General features: G+C 33.8%; 15 protein-coding genes. 10 read left to right on the forward strand and 5 right to left on the reverse strand.

The window, feature by feature from the left end:
- Positions 1-14: 14 nt before the first annotated feature.
- Positions 15-2,735 carry a putative bifunctional diguanylate cyclase/phosphodiesterase gene (locus MHH66_RS08095; RefSeq protein ID WP_078184322.1) on the reverse strand — a complete coding sequence of 907 codons (2,721 nt, stop codon included), beginning with the start codon at positions 2,733-2,735 and terminating at the stop codon, positions 15-17.
- Positions 2,736-3,161: 426 nt separating this feature from the next.
- On the opposite strand from MHH66_RS08095, the gene MHH66_RS08100 reads away from it, so the two are divergent.
- Together MHH66_RS08100 and MHH66_RS08105 are read left to right on the forward strand one after the other, a co-directional pair.
- Entirely contained in the window at positions 3,162-3,551 is a 390-nt protein-coding gene (locus MHH66_RS08100; protein ID WP_078185587.1) for a VOC family protein, read from the forward strand.
- A 224-nt stretch (positions 3,552-3,775) separates the two neighbouring features.
- Positions 3,776-4,351, forward strand: coding sequence for a histidine phosphatase family protein (locus MHH66_RS08105; protein WP_002142816.1), 576 nt, complete (start codon positions 3,776-3,778; stop codon positions 4,349-4,351).
- A 67-nt stretch (positions 4,352-4,418) separates the two neighbouring features.
- Here MHH66_RS08105 and MHH66_RS08110 read toward each other — a convergent pair whose 3' ends face one another.
- Positions 4,419-5,063 carry a YczE/YyaS/YitT family protein gene (locus tag MHH66_RS08110; RefSeq protein WP_078185586.1) on the reverse strand — a complete coding sequence of 215 codons (645 nt, stop codon included), beginning with the start codon at positions 5,061-5,063 and terminating at the stop codon, positions 4,419-4,421.
- A 182-nt stretch (positions 5,064-5,245) separates the two neighbouring features.
- On the opposite strand from MHH66_RS08110, the gene pepT reads away from it, so the two are divergent.
- Positions 5,246-6,478 carry a peptidase T gene (gene pepT, locus MHH66_RS08115; RefSeq protein ID WP_012261523.1) on the forward strand — a complete coding sequence of 411 codons (1,233 nt, stop codon included), beginning with the start codon at positions 5,246-5,248 and terminating at the stop codon, positions 6,476-6,478.
- Between the two features lie 101 nt (positions 6,479-6,579).
- A complete protein-coding gene (locus MHH66_RS08120) occupies positions 6,580-7,644 on the forward strand; it encodes a lactonase family protein (protein WP_078185585.1) in 1,065 nt (354 codons plus the stop codon).
- Between the two features lie 34 nt (positions 7,645-7,678).
- Here MHH66_RS08120 and MHH66_RS08125 read toward each other — a convergent pair whose 3' ends face one another.
- Genes MHH66_RS08125 through MHH66_RS08135 form a run of 3 tightly spaced genes read right to left on the reverse strand, consistent with a single transcriptional unit; the run spans position 7,679 to position 9,694 of the window.
- Positions 7,679-8,590: a DNA-3-methyladenine glycosylase 2 gene (locus MHH66_RS08125; RefSeq protein WP_078185584.1), complete on the reverse strand. Its 912-nt coding sequence runs from the start codon at positions 8,588-8,590 to the stop codon at positions 7,679-7,681.
- A gap of 2 nt (positions 8,591-8,592) precedes the next feature.
- On the reverse strand, positions 8,593-9,117 hold the full coding sequence (locus MHH66_RS08130; protein ID WP_078185583.1) for a methylated-DNA--[protein]-cysteine S-methyltransferase: 525 nt from the start codon (positions 9,115-9,117) through the stop codon (positions 8,593-8,595).
- Positions 9,118-9,121: 4 nt separating this feature from the next.
- Positions 9,122-9,694 (reverse strand): bifunctional transcriptional activator/DNA repair enzyme AdaA, encoded by a 573-nt coding sequence (locus tag MHH66_RS08135; RefSeq protein WP_078185582.1) that lies wholly within the window; start codon positions 9,692-9,694, stop codon positions 9,122-9,124.
- Between the two features lie 154 nt (positions 9,695-9,848).
- On the opposite strand from MHH66_RS08135, the gene MHH66_RS08140 reads away from it, so the two are divergent.
- The 6 genes from MHH66_RS08140 to MHH66_RS08165 all read left to right on the forward strand — a co-directional run bounded on the left by MHH66_RS08140 (position 9,849) and on the right by MHH66_RS08165 (position 15,596).
- Positions 9,849-10,607: an exodeoxyribonuclease III gene (locus tag MHH66_RS08140; RefSeq protein ID WP_063219209.1), complete on the forward strand. Its 759-nt coding sequence runs from the start codon at positions 9,849-9,851 to the stop codon at positions 10,605-10,607.
- Positions 10,608-10,910: 303 nt separating this feature from the next.
- Entirely contained in the window at positions 10,911-11,876 is a 966-nt protein-coding gene (locus MHH66_RS08145) for an iron-hydroxamate ABC transporter substrate-binding protein (protein WP_002014659.1), read from the forward strand.
- A gap of 27 nt (positions 11,877-11,903) precedes the next feature.
- The gene (locus tag MHH66_RS08150) at positions 11,904-12,911 is read left to right on the forward strand and encodes a FecCD family ABC transporter permease (protein WP_002014660.1); all 1,008 of its coding nucleotides are present in this window, start codon (positions 11,904-11,906) and stop codon (positions 12,909-12,911) included.
- Positions 12,904-13,926 carry a FecCD family ABC transporter permease gene (locus MHH66_RS08155; protein WP_002128652.1) on the forward strand — a complete coding sequence of 341 codons (1,023 nt, stop codon included), beginning with the start codon at positions 12,904-12,906 and terminating at the stop codon, positions 13,924-13,926. Before MHH66_RS08150 ends, MHH66_RS08155 begins: the two co-directional genes overlap by 8 nt.
- A gap of 14 nt (positions 13,927-13,940) precedes the next feature.
- Complete coding sequence (locus tag MHH66_RS08160; RefSeq protein ID WP_002014663.1) at positions 13,941-14,762, forward strand: ABC transporter ATP-binding protein; 822 nt, start codon at positions 13,941-13,943, stop codon at positions 14,760-14,762.
- A gap of 15 nt (positions 14,763-14,777) precedes the next feature.
- The gene (locus MHH66_RS08165) at positions 14,778-15,596 is read left to right on the forward strand and encodes an alpha/beta hydrolase (protein ID WP_078185581.1); all 819 of its coding nucleotides are present in this window, start codon (positions 14,778-14,780) and stop codon (positions 15,594-15,596) included.
- Positions 15,597-15,604 lie beyond the last annotated feature (8 nt).

Genomic DNA, 15,604 nt, shown 5'->3' on the forward strand with positions numbered 1-15,604 from the left:
TGCATTTTGATTTACTATGGACGAATACCGTTTTCTAACAGCTTAGTAAATGCATTGGCATAAATAGGTTTACTGTAATAGTAACCTTGAATAAACTGACATTTATTTTTTTGAAGGAAATTTACGTGTTCTTTCGTTTCTACGCCTTCAGCAATGACGGACATTCCTAATGTATTTGCTAATGTGATGATTGTTTTAATGATTTCCATTCCATCTTCACACGTTTCAGACATTGTAATAAATTCTCTTGGGATTTTTAACGTATCGATTGGATATAAAGGTAAGTAGGCTAGGGAAGAATAGCCTGTACCAAAGTCGTCGATTGAAATGTGAATCCCTAAACTTTTTAGTGTACGCAGTTTTATCAATGTTTCTCTCTCATCCATCATTGCAATTCGTTCTGTTAATTCTAGATCAAGGGAACTTGCTGGTAAGCCTGTAGTTGCTAAAGTAGAAGAAATAGATTTTACAAATCCTTCTTGTTCAAATTCTTTAGCAGATAAATTTACCCCTATTTTTAAATGCGAATATCCGAGTGCGTGCCAACGTTTCATTTGCTCACAAGCCTGCTGTAATGTCCATTTTCCTATTGGAATAATTTGTAGTGTTTCTTCTGCAATCGGAATAAACTCGTATGGAGAAATAACACCTAATTCAGGATGATTCCACCTGATTAAAGCTTCTGCACCGATAATTTTATTAGATTCACTATCAACTTGAGGTTGATACAAAAGGAACAATTCTTCATTTTGTATTGCGTTTGGTAAATCTTTTTCTAATCGTAATCGTCTTTCGATTTTTTTAGCGATTACATCGTCATAAATAGAGACAGAGTTAAGCTCTTTTGCCTTTGCATCATACATTGCAACATTAGCGTTTTTCAGAAGTGTAGCGGTATCGATTCCGGAATGTGGATAAATGGAGATACCGATACTCAGTGATAAAGTTAATTTATGCTCATGTATGACAAACGGCTTTTCCATGCTTTCAAATAATTGGTTACATAACTCGAATAAGGAATCTTCGTCAGTATGGTTTTCAATTAAGATTGTAAACTCATCACCACCGATTCTTGACAGATGAGTATGTGATGGAAGACATGATTGGAAACGTTTTGCTACTTCTTCTAATATGTAATCACCTGACGAATGTCCAAGTGTATCGTTAATTACTTTAAAGCGATCTAAATCTAAATATAATAATGCAAACTCACTTTGTGTTGTTTGAGCATTTTTTATAAATTTTCTTAACTTCCTATGGAAAAAGGATCGGTTCCCAATTTTCGTTACAGTATCGTGGAATGCTAAATATTTTATTTCTTCTTGTTGTTTTTTTAGTGCGGTAATATCCTTTACCATAATATAGCTTCCAGAAATTTGTCCATCTATCATAATAGGAACGATGGTAACGTATAAAAAATAAGTAAAGCCATCTTTATATTGAGAACTAAGTTGTAAGGATGCTGATTCTTGTTGTTTAACTTTTTCTAATGCAGATATCAGTTTATGTTTATCTGCATCTAAAATAATAGAAAAACATGTCTCACCAAGTAACTCGTTCGTTGGTGCTCCAAGTAGTATACTTCCTGCTTTATTTACATTTAAGAATATTCCATTTAAATCAATCGTAAAAATGGGATCAGGATGATATTCATATAATGATTTGAATTTTTGTTGTTTCTGAGATAGGGCCTCTGATTTATGGACTAAATCAGAAGTTCTTAAAGTAACTTTTTCTTCTAGTTGAGCATTAAATACTTGTAAACGTTTTGTTAGGGTGTCGTTTTGCATACGCACAATAGAATGGCGAATAAGTACGAAAACAAAAGCGATACAATTTCCTGTAATGAGAGTTGAAGACGATGTTTGTTCTTTTAATGTAAACCCGATTAGTATTGCAACAGCAAGATAGGGAAATACGACTAATACTTTTTTTCCTAGTATAGGGTTTACAATGAAATAATTTTTATGGCTATTATCATCTTCTGAAATAGACCCAGCTATTGCGATAAGCAATATAGGTATTCTATATAAAAGACGTAAAAATGTTATAGTGTCAGTTGATAAATGGGTATTTAAGTAAAAATAAATATAGTTAAAAGTTGCAGAACTAATCAATACAAAAATAAAGATATAAATTTTCCGCTTGGACTTAAAAATTGTTGGGCGGAAAAAGAGACTAACACCTAGTAGAAGAAATAATAGATCTGCAATTGGATATAGAAATGAAAGGAAAATATCACCGAGTGAAAGTGAGAATATATTTAAATTTGGCTGATTAAATAAATACCATTCTAATGTGAATATGGAAGTAAGTACTATACATATATCACAAATAAAGAAAGCTCTTTCCCATTTAGTGCATTCTTTTAAGATCTTATAGCAGAAAGCGATAAGGCAGAAGAATAGAAAAAACATGTAAAATACATCAGAAATAGTAAAATGATGTATTGGAAGTTCGAAAAAGGTATCTTGATACGTATATACTACTTTTCCTAATAAAAAACTACCAATTGCAATTGTAATACATATCCAAAAAGGATTTGAACTAACTTTTTTAGAGTATATAGAGTAAATTAGCGATATAAATGTAATGACTTCAACGATGAGTGAAGCGAAGCGTACATTGAAATTTGAAAAATTAGTAGGGAACAGAAAGAAAAACATAAAATAGATTGAATAGCATATTAATGTTGTGATTAATATACATAGCTGTAAATTTTTATTTAATTTCAAAAAAATCACCTTCTTTAAGTATGTACTATATTCGTAATATCTATACGTAATAATATTACTTAAGGATTGTATCAGATTTCCTTATAAAAAGCATGCTTATAAGGAAAAAAACAAGAGTGCAATAATTCTTGAAAATGAAAAAACACTACATTTAATGATTTTTAGTGTATCAAGATTTTAGATGGGAATTGTATATTTAGTCATCCAGTATATTTTAAAGGTTTTTTAGTACTTTGCAAGTGGAGATGCAAATTTGCATATAAAATGATGGGATTTTCTTTCTAGGTGAGTTTTTGATTGTTATAGGCTAGTAAGTAACACCTTTGTATGTATCTATTTTCATACTAATGAGGGATTTCAAAAATGTTTTAAGAATATACAATAAAATATAGTCATTCATTACGTTTTTAGTATGGGAGGAAAAGCATGAAAAATTGGGTGAAGTTTCGAATAGCACGTCCAACAGATAAGTTTGAAGAGGTTATAGCATTCTATGAAAAAGGATTAGGTTTAAAGCGTATAGGTGAATTTTACGGTCATGAAGGTTACGATGGCGTCATGTTTGGACTACCAGATGAAGAATATCATTTAGAATTTACAAGATATATAGATGGGAGCCCATGTCCAGCTCCAACAAAAGATAACTTACTTGTATTTTACATGCGAGAAGATAGTGAAATGAAAAAAGTGAGTAAAAGGCTGCATACAATGGGGTATGGTGAAGTAAATCCAGAAAATCCGTATTGGAAAGAAAAGGGGATAACGATAGAAGATCCGGATGGTTGGAGAATTGTATTGATGAAAATAGAAGAATGAGGTGTGGCGAAACTAGAGGAGAAAGACGTTTCGAGTTTTGATAGTGTAAAAGAAAATATATATAAGCTTCCTTGAATGGGATAAAATCAAGGGGAAGCTTTTTTGTGAATTTATCTGAAGATTAACATTTGATAATTTGTTCTGGAAAGATATGAAATAAGAACGTATATTCTTATGGGTTGATAGTCATGTCTTTAAAGAGGGATATAGAAAAGGGAGGAATTATGAATACATATATCTATATGGTTAGGCATGGTGAATCGCCAAAATTAGAAGGAAATGAAAGAACACGTGGATTAACTGAGAAGGGAATTTTAGATGCTCAAAGAATAACTGAGATATTAGAAACAGAGGGAATTAATACTTTCATTTCAAGTCCGTATAAGAGGGCTATGTTAACGATAGAAGAGTCAGCGAATCTCCATGAAAAAGAAATGTTAGTATATGAAGATCTTAAAGAGTGTAAGTTTTCAAATGAAAATAAAATTATATCGGATAAGGAAGTGTACCCACTTGTAAAGGAGATGTTTTTTAATCCAGAATATGCACTGACAGATGGAGAGTCATATGCGGATTGTCAGCGAAGAGTAGTGAGAGTGTTAAAAGAAATATTAATGAATTTTCAAGGACATAAAATTGTAATTGGTACACATGGGCTTGTAATGACACTAATGATGAACTATTTTGATAATCAATATGGACTTGAATTTTTAATGAATACATCCAAACCGGATATATATAAGCTAGAATTTAAAGAAGAGCAATTAATGAATGTAGAGAGATTATGGAGAGAAGAATGAAATGGGGTATATGGAGTGTGTTTTAAAAATTACTTTTAAAACACACTCTTTTGCATTAAGTTGAGTTTTAAATATTTTCACTAATACGTTCTTTGTTTTTGTTATTTAAAGTATGTAAGAGTTTTTGAAATACCTTAAATGAATGCTGGAATATTGGACTTTGAATAAAAGTGTATAGAAAAGTTACGATAAAAACAGGACCTCCTAGCATGAATCCAATGACTAGTACAAAGCATTCTACAATGATTCGAGCACGGCTAATAGATAACCCAGTTTTGTCAGAAATGGTAAGCATGAATCCATCGCGTGGTCCAGCACCAATGCCAGCCGCGACGTACATGCCGCCCCCAATTCCTGTAATTGTAATACCAAAAAATAAAATGAGTAAGTTTATCCATAAATAATCACTAGCGTTTGGAAGGATTTTTGATTGTAAGAAAAAGTCCATAATAGGACCGATAAGTAGTGCATTTAAAAATGTGCCCACGTTTATATATTTTCGATCTACTAGTAAAGAGATAAGAACGAGACATAATCCACATATGACACTCCAAGTACCAATTGTCCACCCAAACCGTTGGTAGAGAGCCATATTTAAAACTTCCCAAGGATGTAAACCGAGGAATTTAACTTTGACTGCGAGAGCATTTCCAAGTCCAAAAAAAATTAATCCTAGGAAAAAAAGAAAATAGCGAAAGAGAGTTAGCCTCATCTTTAAAACCTCCCAATATATAATGATGTATATTACATGTTTGAATTTAAATGTACAAATGTTATGTCTTTTTATGATTTATTAAAAATGTAAATGGATATATATTTTCACAGTCAAAAAAGTTAAAATATTTCGTTATAAGGATTATAATAGAGAGAGAACTATAAAAGGAGTGAACGAATTTGAAACAAGAACTTATTGAAAGATTTACGAGATATGTAAAGATTGATACACAATCAAATGAAGAAAGTCATACAGTGCCTACAACACCAGGGCAAATTGAGTTTGGTAAGTTATTAGTGGAAGAGTTGAAAGAGATTGGGTTATCAGAAGTGACGATGGATGAAAAAGGTTACGTAATGGCAACACTGCCTGCTAATACAGATAAGGATGTTCCTGTAATCGGCTTTTTAGCTCATTTAGACACAGCAACAGATTTTACAGGGAAAAACGTAAAACCACAAATTCATGAAAATTTTGATGGTAATGCGATTACGTTAAATGAAGAATTAAATGTTGTGTTAACACCTGAACAGTTCCCGGAATTACCATCATATAAAGGACATACAATTATTACAACTGATGGTACAACACTTCTTGGAGCAGATGATAAAGCTGGTCTTACAGAAATCATGGTCGCAATGAATTATTTAATACATAATCCGCAAATTAAGCATGGAAAAATAAGAGTAGCATTTACACCAGATGAAGAAATTGGCCGTGGACCATCGCATTTTGATGTAGAAGCGTTTGGTGCATCGTTTGCTTATACAATGGACGGAGGTCCATTAGGTGGTTTAGAATATGAGAGTTTTAACGCTGCAAGTGCCAAATTAACTTTTAGAGGGACAAATACACATCCTGGAACAGCGAAAAACAAAATGCGTAACGCAAGTAAACTCGCTATGGAATTCGATAGACAGTTGCCAGTAGAAGAGGCGCCAGAATATACTGAAGGGTATGAAGGGTTTTATCATTTACTCTCTTTAAATGGTGATGTCGAGCAAAGTAAAGCTTACTATATTATTCGAGATTTTGATCGTAATCATTTTGAAGCGCGTAAAAATAACATTAAAGATATTGTGAAAAACATGCAAGAGAAGTACGGCGAAGATGCAATCGTTTTAGAGATGAATGATCAGTATTATAATATGCTTGAAAAAATTGAACCGGTGAGAGAAATTGTTGATATTGCGTATGAGGCAATGAAAAGTTTAAATATTGAACCGAATATTCATCCAATTCGCGGTGGAACAGATGGCTCGCAATTATCATATATGGGATTACCAACGCCAAATATTTTCACTGGTGGTGAAAACTATCACGGTAAATTTGAGTATGTTTCGGTAGATACTATGGAAAAAGCTGTTCAAGTAATTGTAGAAATCGCAAGACGATTTGAAGAACAAGCTTAAAAAGAGAACCAAGTAGTAATGAAGTGCTACTTGGTTCTTTTCTATAGTAAAAAATACAAAGTGAAACTTGTTACAAGACGTTTGTAAAAGGGGGAAATGTTATGAGTGAAAATCAGTTTCATGGTTATATAGGGACATATACCAAAGCAGAGAGTAAGGGGATTTATAAATTTATACTTGATACGAACATCGGAGAACTTAAAGGGATTGAATTAGCAGCTCATATAGGAAGTCCGACATATGTAACGATTAGTCATAACAACGAGTACCTTTATTCTGTTGCGAAAGATAATGGGTTAGGTGGAATTGCTAGTTTTTCTATTCATAATAAATCCGGTAATCTAAATTCGATTAGCATGCAAGTTTTAGAAGGGGCATCGCCGTGCTATGTAAGTGTGAATCGGGAGAATAGTATAGTAGTAGCAGCTAATTATCATAAAGGAACAGTAGAGTCCTATTTAATGAAAAAGGATAATGGAAGTTTAAATGCTGCTACGGTAATTGTAGAACATAAAGGGTCAGGACCAAATAAGGAAAGGCAAGAAAAGGCACATGCTCATTATATAGATTTTACTCCTGATGAAAAATATGTAGTAGCAGTTGATTTAGGAATAGACAAGGTGATTACATATAAAGAAAGTGATGGAGAACTAATAGAAGTTACACGGTTATCTGTAAAACATGGTAGTGGTCCAAGGCATCTTATATTTCATCCAAGTGCGCAGTATGCATATGTTATGACAGAATTAAGTTCAGAGATTATTGTACTTCAATATGATGCAAAGAGTGGCAGTTTTAAAGAAAAACAATACATTTCTACATTACCTGAAGATTTTAGAAAAGATAGTTACGGAAGTGCAATTCACATTTCTTCTGATGGCAAGTTTGTTTACGCAGCAAATAGGGGACATAATAGTATCGCGGTTTTCCGAGTGAATGAGCACAATGGAGAGCTCGCTTTTATTGAAACAGTATCGACAGAAGGGGATTGGCCACGTGATTTTTCTTTAGATCCGGATGGGAAATTTTTAATTGCAGCGAATGAAAGATCTAATACTTTGACTTTATTTGCTAGGGATGAAATGACAGGGGAGCTAACGCTTGTACAGACGGACGTAAATGTTCCAGAGCCAGTATGTGTGAAGTTTTTACATGTGAAAAAATAGATAGGTTTCCCTATCTATTTTTTATTAGGAAATTTTAATATAGCACCCGCCACAAATAAAAAGTCGCGTAAGACTCCCAATTTGTCCAATTTGATGCAAATTCTTTTATTTCATTTTTAGTCGGTTTCTTTTCGGAACCTGCTATAAATTTAATTGCATTATGCAAACCAACATCATCAATTGGAAAAGCTGAAGGGAATCGTAAACAACGCATCAAAACATAGTGAGCTGTCCATGGCCCTATACCGCGAATGCTAGTTAATTGTTTTTCAGCTTGCTTCACGTCTTGTATTTGTAATAGAGATTCTTTTGATAATTTACCTTCTGTAATGAGCTGCGCGACGTCAATTAAGTATTCGCACTTTCTTGTAGTCATTTTTAATGTTGCGAGATCTTCTACATCTAAATTTGCTATTACTTCAGGTGATGGGAATATCCAATGTTTTCTACCGTTCCAATCTACATAATCGCCAAAATTTTCGACTAATCTTCTTTTTAGAGTATAGGCATATGTGAGGTTGATTTGTTGACCTAGAATCCCCCAGCATAGTGCTTCAAATAAATCCGGAATTCCCAAAGTACGAAGACCGTAAAATTCTTTAATGGGTTTTTGAAGGAGTGGGTCGTGTTTAGCTAATTTATAGTAGGGAGCTAAATCAGTAGTTAAATCAAACCACTCTTTTACATAGTTAGATACGGCATCGTGTGCCCATTTTTCAGAGACATATGATTCTCCTAAAAAACGTATTTGAATATTACTATCGGCATTAAAACCAATTTCAACTAATGGATTTATGTTTTGAACAGGAATGACTTTATAGATTTTATTATTTTCAATATGAAACATACATTCATTTTTAGAACGCGATAGATAGCGTAAGTTTTCTTGAAAACTAAATTCTTTTGGAACGACTAAAGACAATATTTCATTACAATCCTCTGTCATATTTACTCCTCCCGAAGCGCTTCTAATTTGAGCAATTCTTTTTTCATTTCTAAACCACCTCTAAAACCGGTAAGTTTACCATTTTTCCCAATAACGCGGTGACAAGGAATAGTGATAAGCAGAGGATTTGCCCCAACGGCAGTCCCAACTGCACGTACAGCGTTAGGTTTTTGAATTCTTTCCGCAATCTCTGAATAAGAATGTGTCTCCCCATAAGGAATTTCACGTACCGTATTCCAAACAGCTAATTGAAATGCAGTTCCGTAAACATCGATAGGAATTGTAAAGGTTTCTAGTTTGGTTTCCAAATACTCGATAAGTTCTTTTGTATATGTTTGCAGATAATCTGGATTTTGGATGAATGTATGTTGTGGCAGTTTTTTGCTAGCCCACGTATTTAGTTCTTCAAAAGTTTCATTTTGCGATCCGATGAAGCATAATCCATTTGAAGTAGCTGCAATATGCATACGCCAATGTTTATGAATAAGCAATGTCCAATATATAATTTTATTTTCATATGGTTTCATTATTTCATACCTCTTTTATTCCGTTCTTTTTTCGATATTCAGTAGGGGTAAATCCTGTCTTCTTTTTAAATAAAGTCGCGAAATACTCCGGATTTTCTATCCCGACATCAGTACTAATTTCCATAATGGGTTGATTTGTATGTGAAAGGTATTCTGTCGCTTTTTTAATTCTGAATTGCTGTATATATTCTATTGGACTAATCCCTACAATTTTCTTGAAAGTGCGTTGTAGATGATAAGGGCTACCATGGCATATTTCTGCGAGCAAGTCGAGGGTTAGCACGTCACAATAATGTTTTTGGATATATTCTTTAATTTGCTCTACCCATTCTTCATTAGGTAAAGTTAGCCCGTTTGGTTTACAACGTTTACACGGACGAAAATTTTCATGTAATGCTTGCTCTGCCTTAAGAAAAATACGTACATTGTTTTTATTCGGTATTCTCGATTTACATGATGGTCGGCAAAAAATACCGGTTGATTTTACAGCGTAAAAGAATTTGTCATCATATGTGGAGTCATTATGAATAATTGCTTGCCAATACTCATTTGTTACTGTGAACTCTTCATTATGCACAGAACATCACCTCTGGCATTAGTATAACCTGAATAAAGTACGTATGTACGTATTTACGAATGTAAGAGCAAGATTACAAAGATGAAACTATGATAGGGTATCTATTTTGTGTTAGCATGAAAATTGAAAATGCACATCAAGAGGAGGAACATAGATGAAGTTGATTTCATGGAATGTAAATGGTTTGCGAGCAGTTATTGCAAAAGGTGGATTTCTAGAATATCTAGAAGAATCTAATGCAGATATATTTTGTTTACAGGAAATTAAATTACAAAGTGGACAAATTGATTTAAATCCCGAGGGATATTATACATATTGGAATTATGCTGTGAAAAAAGGCTACTCAGGAACGGCTATTTTCACGAAAAAAGAACCGATTTCTGTTACATATGGTTTAGGGATTGAAGAGCATGATCAAGAAGGACGAGTTATTACGTTAGAATTTGATGATTTTTATATGATAACGCTGTATACACCAAATTCTAAACGAGGATTAGAACGTGTAGATTACAGAATGGAATGGGAAGATGATTTCAGGGCCTATATTAAGCGATTAGATGAAAAGAAACCAGTTGTTTTTTGCGGAGATTTAAACGTCGCGCATAAAGAAATAGATTTAAAAAATCCAAAAAGTAACCGTAAAAACCCTGGATTCTCTGATGAGGAGAGGGAGAAGTTTACACGTATTTTAGAAGAAGGATTTGTTGATACGTATCGCTACCTTTATCCTGATCAGGAAGGAGCATACTCGTGGTGGTCGTATCGTATGGGAGCGAGAGCAAAAAATATTGGATGGCGTTTAGATTATTTTGTTGTCTCGGAAAGAATGAAAGACAAAATAACAGAGGCGAAAATTAACAGTGAAATAATGGGATCAGACCATTGTCCAGTTGAATTACATATAAATTTCTAAAAAAGGAAGTATCTCGCTAATAATAGGCGGATACTTCTTTTTAATTCAGTTTGTTAAAATTTTTCAAATCATTCTTGAAATAATTGCATATTAAATATATACTTAGTAACGATAATCATTATCATTGAAAAAGGTTATCGATGGATGAAGTGTAAAAGAATTATAGTTTAGGGGAAGTGAATGAGAATGAGTTCCGGATAAAATTATTAATCTAATGAAATATATGTTTGGGACAAGTTTCATGTAGTTAAGTTTTCATATAAAAATAATCTATTTACAAGTTTTGAGAGGAGATATATAAAGATGAACAAGAAGTTATTTACATTAGGGATGGTTACAGTTTTAAGTGTAGGTTTAGCAGCATGTAATAGTACGGATAAAACTTCAGGGGAACAAAAGCAACAGACAAAAGCTACGGAAACAAAAAAAGATGAAAAACGAAAAATTACATATTTAGGTAAAGAATACACAGTACCAGCAAAAGTAGATAAAATTGCGACAGCTAGTTTAGAGTCAATGGAAGATGCAGCAGTACTTGGAATTAAACCAGTCGGTGCAATTACTGTAGGTGGTAAATTACCAAAGTATCTTGAAAAAGAATTAGAGGGTGCAAAATCTGTGGGTGAAAAAATGCAACCTAATTTTGAAACATTACTTCAATTAAAACCGGATGTTATTACATCTAGTACGAAATTCCCAGCAGAAACAGCTGAAAAGTTTACGAAAGTAGCTCCGACGTTCCCGGTATCACACGTTTCAACAGATTGGGAAGATAACTTAAAGTTAATGGGAGAATTAACTGGTAAAAAAGATAAAGCAGAAAAAATTATTAAAGATTACAATGCGGACGCTGAAAAAGCAAAAGCAAAATTAGGAGATAAGTTAAAAGACAAAAAAGTACTTGTAATTAGACTAAGAGCAAATGAATTATTCCTATATCCAGAAGGAGTATACTTCAACCCTGTAATTTATAAAGATCTTGGACTAACTGCTCCAGAACAACTTAAAACTGTAAAAGCACAAGAGAAAATTTCATTTGAAAAACTTGCTGAACTTAACCCAGATTATGTTTTCTTACAATATGAGGCAAGTGAAAATAAAAACCCGAAAGTGCTAGAAGAAATTGAAAGCAATCCAATTTGGCAAAGTATGAATGCTGCGAAAGAAAAGAAAGTATTTGTAAACGTTGTAGATCCAATGGCCCAAGGTGGCACAGCTTGGAGTAAAACAGCATTCTTAAAAGAAGCAGTGAAAAATTTATCTAAATAATACAATAAGTAAGGTGCGTTGAATGATATGCAGAAAACGAATGCGGTACCAGTAACCATTTTATGTATAGCACCCATATTGATTTTATTTACAGTTATACTTTCTGTTTTATATGGGGCGAAAAACATTGATGCTGAAACAGTGTGGAATGCTTTATTTCATTTTGATTCAAGCGATGTAAATCATAATATTATTATTACTTCACGTTTACCAAGGGTAGTTGCAGCTCTTTTAGTCGGAGCATTTCTAGCCATATCAGGAGCACTTATGCAGGGGATGACAAGAAACTATCTTGCATCCCCTTCTATTATGGGTGTGACGGATGGTGCAGCCTTTGTTATTACACTTTGTATGATTTTTCTTCCGGGAATGTCATCGATTGGTATGGTTTTATGTTCAATGATTGGCTCTGCACTAGGAGCCGGTATAGTGTTTGGTTTTGGCTCACTCCTTCAAAATGGCTTATCCCCAGTTAGATTAGCAATTATAGGGACAGTTATTGGAACATTTTTAAGTAGTGTATCGGCTGCAATGGCTTCATATTTCCAAATTTCTCAAAATGTTAGTTTTTGGTTTAATGCAAAGTTAGATCAAGTGGACCCTAATATCATTAAAATCACGATACCATTTGGGATAATTGGTATAATTTTAGCACTGTTAATATCAAAATCTATTACCATTCTTTCTTTAGGAGAAGAAGTTTCTATTAATCTAGGGCAGCGTACAAAACTAGTTAAAGCGATGGCAATTTTATCAGTTATTTTTTTAACAGGAACAGCAGTTGCTTTAGTGGGGAAAGTTGGTTTTGTAGGTTTAATTATTCCACACATTACGCGCTTTATAATTGGGGTAGATTATAAGTGGATTTTGCCTTGCGCAGGCGTTATTGGTGGAGTTTTCTTAGCATTATGTGACATTTTAAGTAGATTTGTAAACTATCCATTTGAAACACCAATTGGAGTCGTTACTTCCTTAATTGGAATTCCTTTCTTCCTTTATTTAATCCGTACAAGAGGAGGAGAGAGACATGCTTAAAAGTTCAAGTCAACGTTTTGGAATGACAATGGGGATTAGTATATTTTTAATATTATGTGCTATTTATATTAGTTTAACGAATGGTACGTTTGATATTACGATTACAGATGTATTTAAAACACTCTTTAGAATAGATCCAGTACCAGACCATGATTTAGTTATTTTTGAGTTTCGCCTTCCGCGCATTGTAATTGCTGGATTAGTAGGATTAGGCCTCGGTGTTGCGGGTGCTGTAATTCAAGGGATTACGAGGAATGGATTGGCAGATCCAGGTATTTTAGGTGTAAATGCCGGGGCAGGAACAGCCATTGTCATTTTTATGTTTTTCTTTCAAGGACAATTAAAGAGCACAGACTGGGTTTCTATTATGATGATGCCGATGTTTGGTTTAGTCGGTGGGCTAGGAGCCGCTATAATAATTTATCTGTTTTCTTGGAAAAACGGTAAGTTAGACTCGCAACGTCTTTTATTAACAGGGATTGCAATTGGATCTGGATTTGGAGCGTTTTCTATGTATTTATCGCTCAAAATGAAGTCAACTGATTTCGAGATGGCTGCAGTTTGGGTGTCTGGAAGCATATATAGTGCAAACTGGAAGTATATTGTTGCTATGTTACCGTGGCTTATCATTTTAATTCCGCTTATACAAAAGAAAGCTTATTTATTAGATTTATTTCAATTGGAAGAAACGAGTATTACAAGTTTAGGTGTTGCAGTAGAACGAGAGAAATCCATTTTACTATTAAGTAGTATCGGACTTGTGAGTGCATGTGTTGCTGTTTCAGGAAGTATTGGTTTCATTGGATTAATGGCACCGCATATAGCGAAAAGGCTCGTCGGTATTCAGCATAAATATATAATTCCTACGTGTGGAGTAATCGGAATGTTCCTTGTAATAGCTTCAGACTTTATTGCAAAAACAGTTTTCACCCCTGTAGAGTTACCTGTTGGGATCGTTATTTCTATTGTCGGTGTACCGTATTTCTTATATTTACTTTATAAGGCGAAAGCGTAAGAGGAGGAATAAAAGTGAGTATTTTAAGTGCAAAAAATTTAGAAACGAGTTATGAAAAGCTTACAGTGTTTCGCGATTTAAATGTGGAAATACAAGAAGGAAAAGTAACGACAATTATAGGACCAAACGGGTGCGGGAAATCGACATTGTTAAAAACAATGGGAAGAATTTTAAAGCAAAAGAGCGGTAAAGTATATTTGCAAGGACAGGATTTAAATACAATTCCAACGAAAGAAATTGCGAAGCAGTTAGCTTTACTTCCGCAAACTCCAATTGCACCAGGGGAGCTTAAAGTAGAAGAGTTAATTTCTTATGGACGCTATCCACATCGAAATAACGTAAATAAGTTAACTTCAAAAGATAAAGAAATGATTGATTGGGCATTAGAAATAACGAAAACTTCTGAATTTCGAACGAGACAAATTGCAAATTTATCAGGTGGTCAACGACAGAAGGTATGGCTAGCGATGGCTTTAGCACAAGAGACAGAAGTGTTGCTATTAGATGAGCCAACTACATATCTTGATATGTCTCATCAATTAGATGTATTACAAATTGTGGAGAAGTTAAATAAAGAACATAATTGTACGGTCGTTATGGTATTACATGATATTAACCATGCAGCAAGGTTTTCAGATGAAATTATTGCAATGAAGGAAGGGGAAATCGTTACAACTGGTAGCCCAGAAGAAATAATTACAAATGAAGTGTTAAAAGAAGTATTTCATATTGATGCACGTGTCATGATTGATCCGTATAATGGGTCTCCTGTTTGTTTCGGTTACGATAGCGTTGTATCTCAAGAAGAGAAAGTAGAAATATATGTAACGAGTTAAGAAGGGGGATGTAAGATGAATACTACTATTGAAAAACAGCAGGTTATTACATTTAATACAGAACAGTGGAAAATGTATTCAAAATTAGAAGGTAAAGAATATCAAATTCATATTTCAAAGCCGAGGCAGCCAGCACCAGAGTCAGGATATCCTGTTATATACGTATTAGATGGCAATGCCTTTTTTCAAACATTCCATGAAGCGGTTAAAATACAATCAGTTAGAGCAGAGAAAACAGGTGTTTCACCAGCTATTATAGTAGGTATTGGTTATCGTATTGAAGGGGCATTTTCAGGAGAAGAAAGATGCTATGATCTTACACCTGTCGTAATTTCAAAAGATGCCCCGTTAAAACCGGACGGTAAACCGTGGCCTAAAACAGGGGGAGCGCATAATTTCTTTACTTTTATTGAAGAAGAATTGAAACCACAAATTGAAAAGGAATTTGAGATTGATAAAGGAAAGCAAACGTTATTTGGACATTCTTTAGGCGGTCTATTTGCTTTACATATACTATTCACAAACGTAAATGCCTTTCAAAATTATTTTATAAGTAGTCCATCTATTTGGTGGAATAACCAATCCGTGCTTGAAAAAGAAAAGAATCTTATAAGTGAATTAAACAATGCTAAGGTTGAAACGGGAGTATTCCTTACAGTTGGGTCATTGGAACGAGAGCATATGGTTTTAGGTGCAAACGAATTATCAGAGCGCCTTCTCCAAGTAAAACACGATCAGTTTAGATTTATGTTTTATGAAGCTGAAGGGGAGAATCATGCATCTGTTGTGCCGACTTCTTTAAGTAAAGGATTGAGATTTATTAGTCAAGTGTAGAAGACGTA

This window comes from Bacillus sp. FSL H8-0492 (assembly GCF_038006145.1).
Taxonomy (GTDB): domain Bacteria; phylum Bacillota; class Bacilli; order Bacillales; family Bacillaceae_G; genus Bacillus_A; species Bacillus_A mycoides.

Excerpts from the sequence above, each read along its gene's own strand:
- MHH66_RS08100 (WP_078185587.1), top strand. The coding sequence starts at position 3,162 with ATGAAAAATTGGGTGAAGTTTCGAATAGCACGTCCAACAGATAAGTTT.
- MHH66_RS08105 (WP_002142816.1), top strand. The coding sequence starts at position 3,776 with ATGAATACATATATCTATATGGTTAGGCATGGTGAATCGCCAAAATTA.
- MHH66_RS08110 (WP_078185586.1), bottom strand. The coding sequence starts at position 5,063 with ATGAGGCTAACTCTCTTTCGCTATTTTCTTTTTTTCCTAGGATTAATT.
- MHH66_RS08120 (WP_078185585.1), top strand. The coding sequence starts at position 6,580 with ATGAGTGAAAATCAGTTTCATGGTTATATAGGGACATATACCAAAGCA.
- MHH66_RS08125 (WP_078185584.1), bottom strand. The coding sequence starts at position 8,590 with ATGACAGAGGATTGTAATGAAATATTGTCTTTAGTCGTTCCAAAAGAA.
- MHH66_RS08130 (WP_078185583.1), bottom strand. The coding sequence starts at position 9,117 with ATGAAACCATATGAAAATAAAATTATATATTGGACATTGCTTATTCAT.
- MHH66_RS08140 (WP_063219209.1), top strand. The coding sequence starts at position 9,849 with ATGAAGTTGATTTCATGGAATGTAAATGGTTTGCGAGCAGTTATTGCA.
- MHH66_RS08145 (WP_002014659.1), top strand. The coding sequence starts at position 10,911 with ATGAACAAGAAGTTATTTACATTAGGGATGGTTACAGTTTTAAGTGTA.
- MHH66_RS08150 (WP_002014660.1), top strand. The coding sequence starts at position 11,904 with ATGCAGAAAACGAATGCGGTACCAGTAACCATTTTATGTATAGCACCC.
- MHH66_RS08155 (WP_002128652.1), top strand. The coding sequence starts at position 12,904 with ATGCTTAAAAGTTCAAGTCAACGTTTTGGAATGACAATGGGGATTAGT.
- MHH66_RS08165 (WP_078185581.1), top strand. The coding sequence starts at position 14,778 with ATGAATACTACTATTGAAAAACAGCAGGTTATTACATTTAATACAGAA.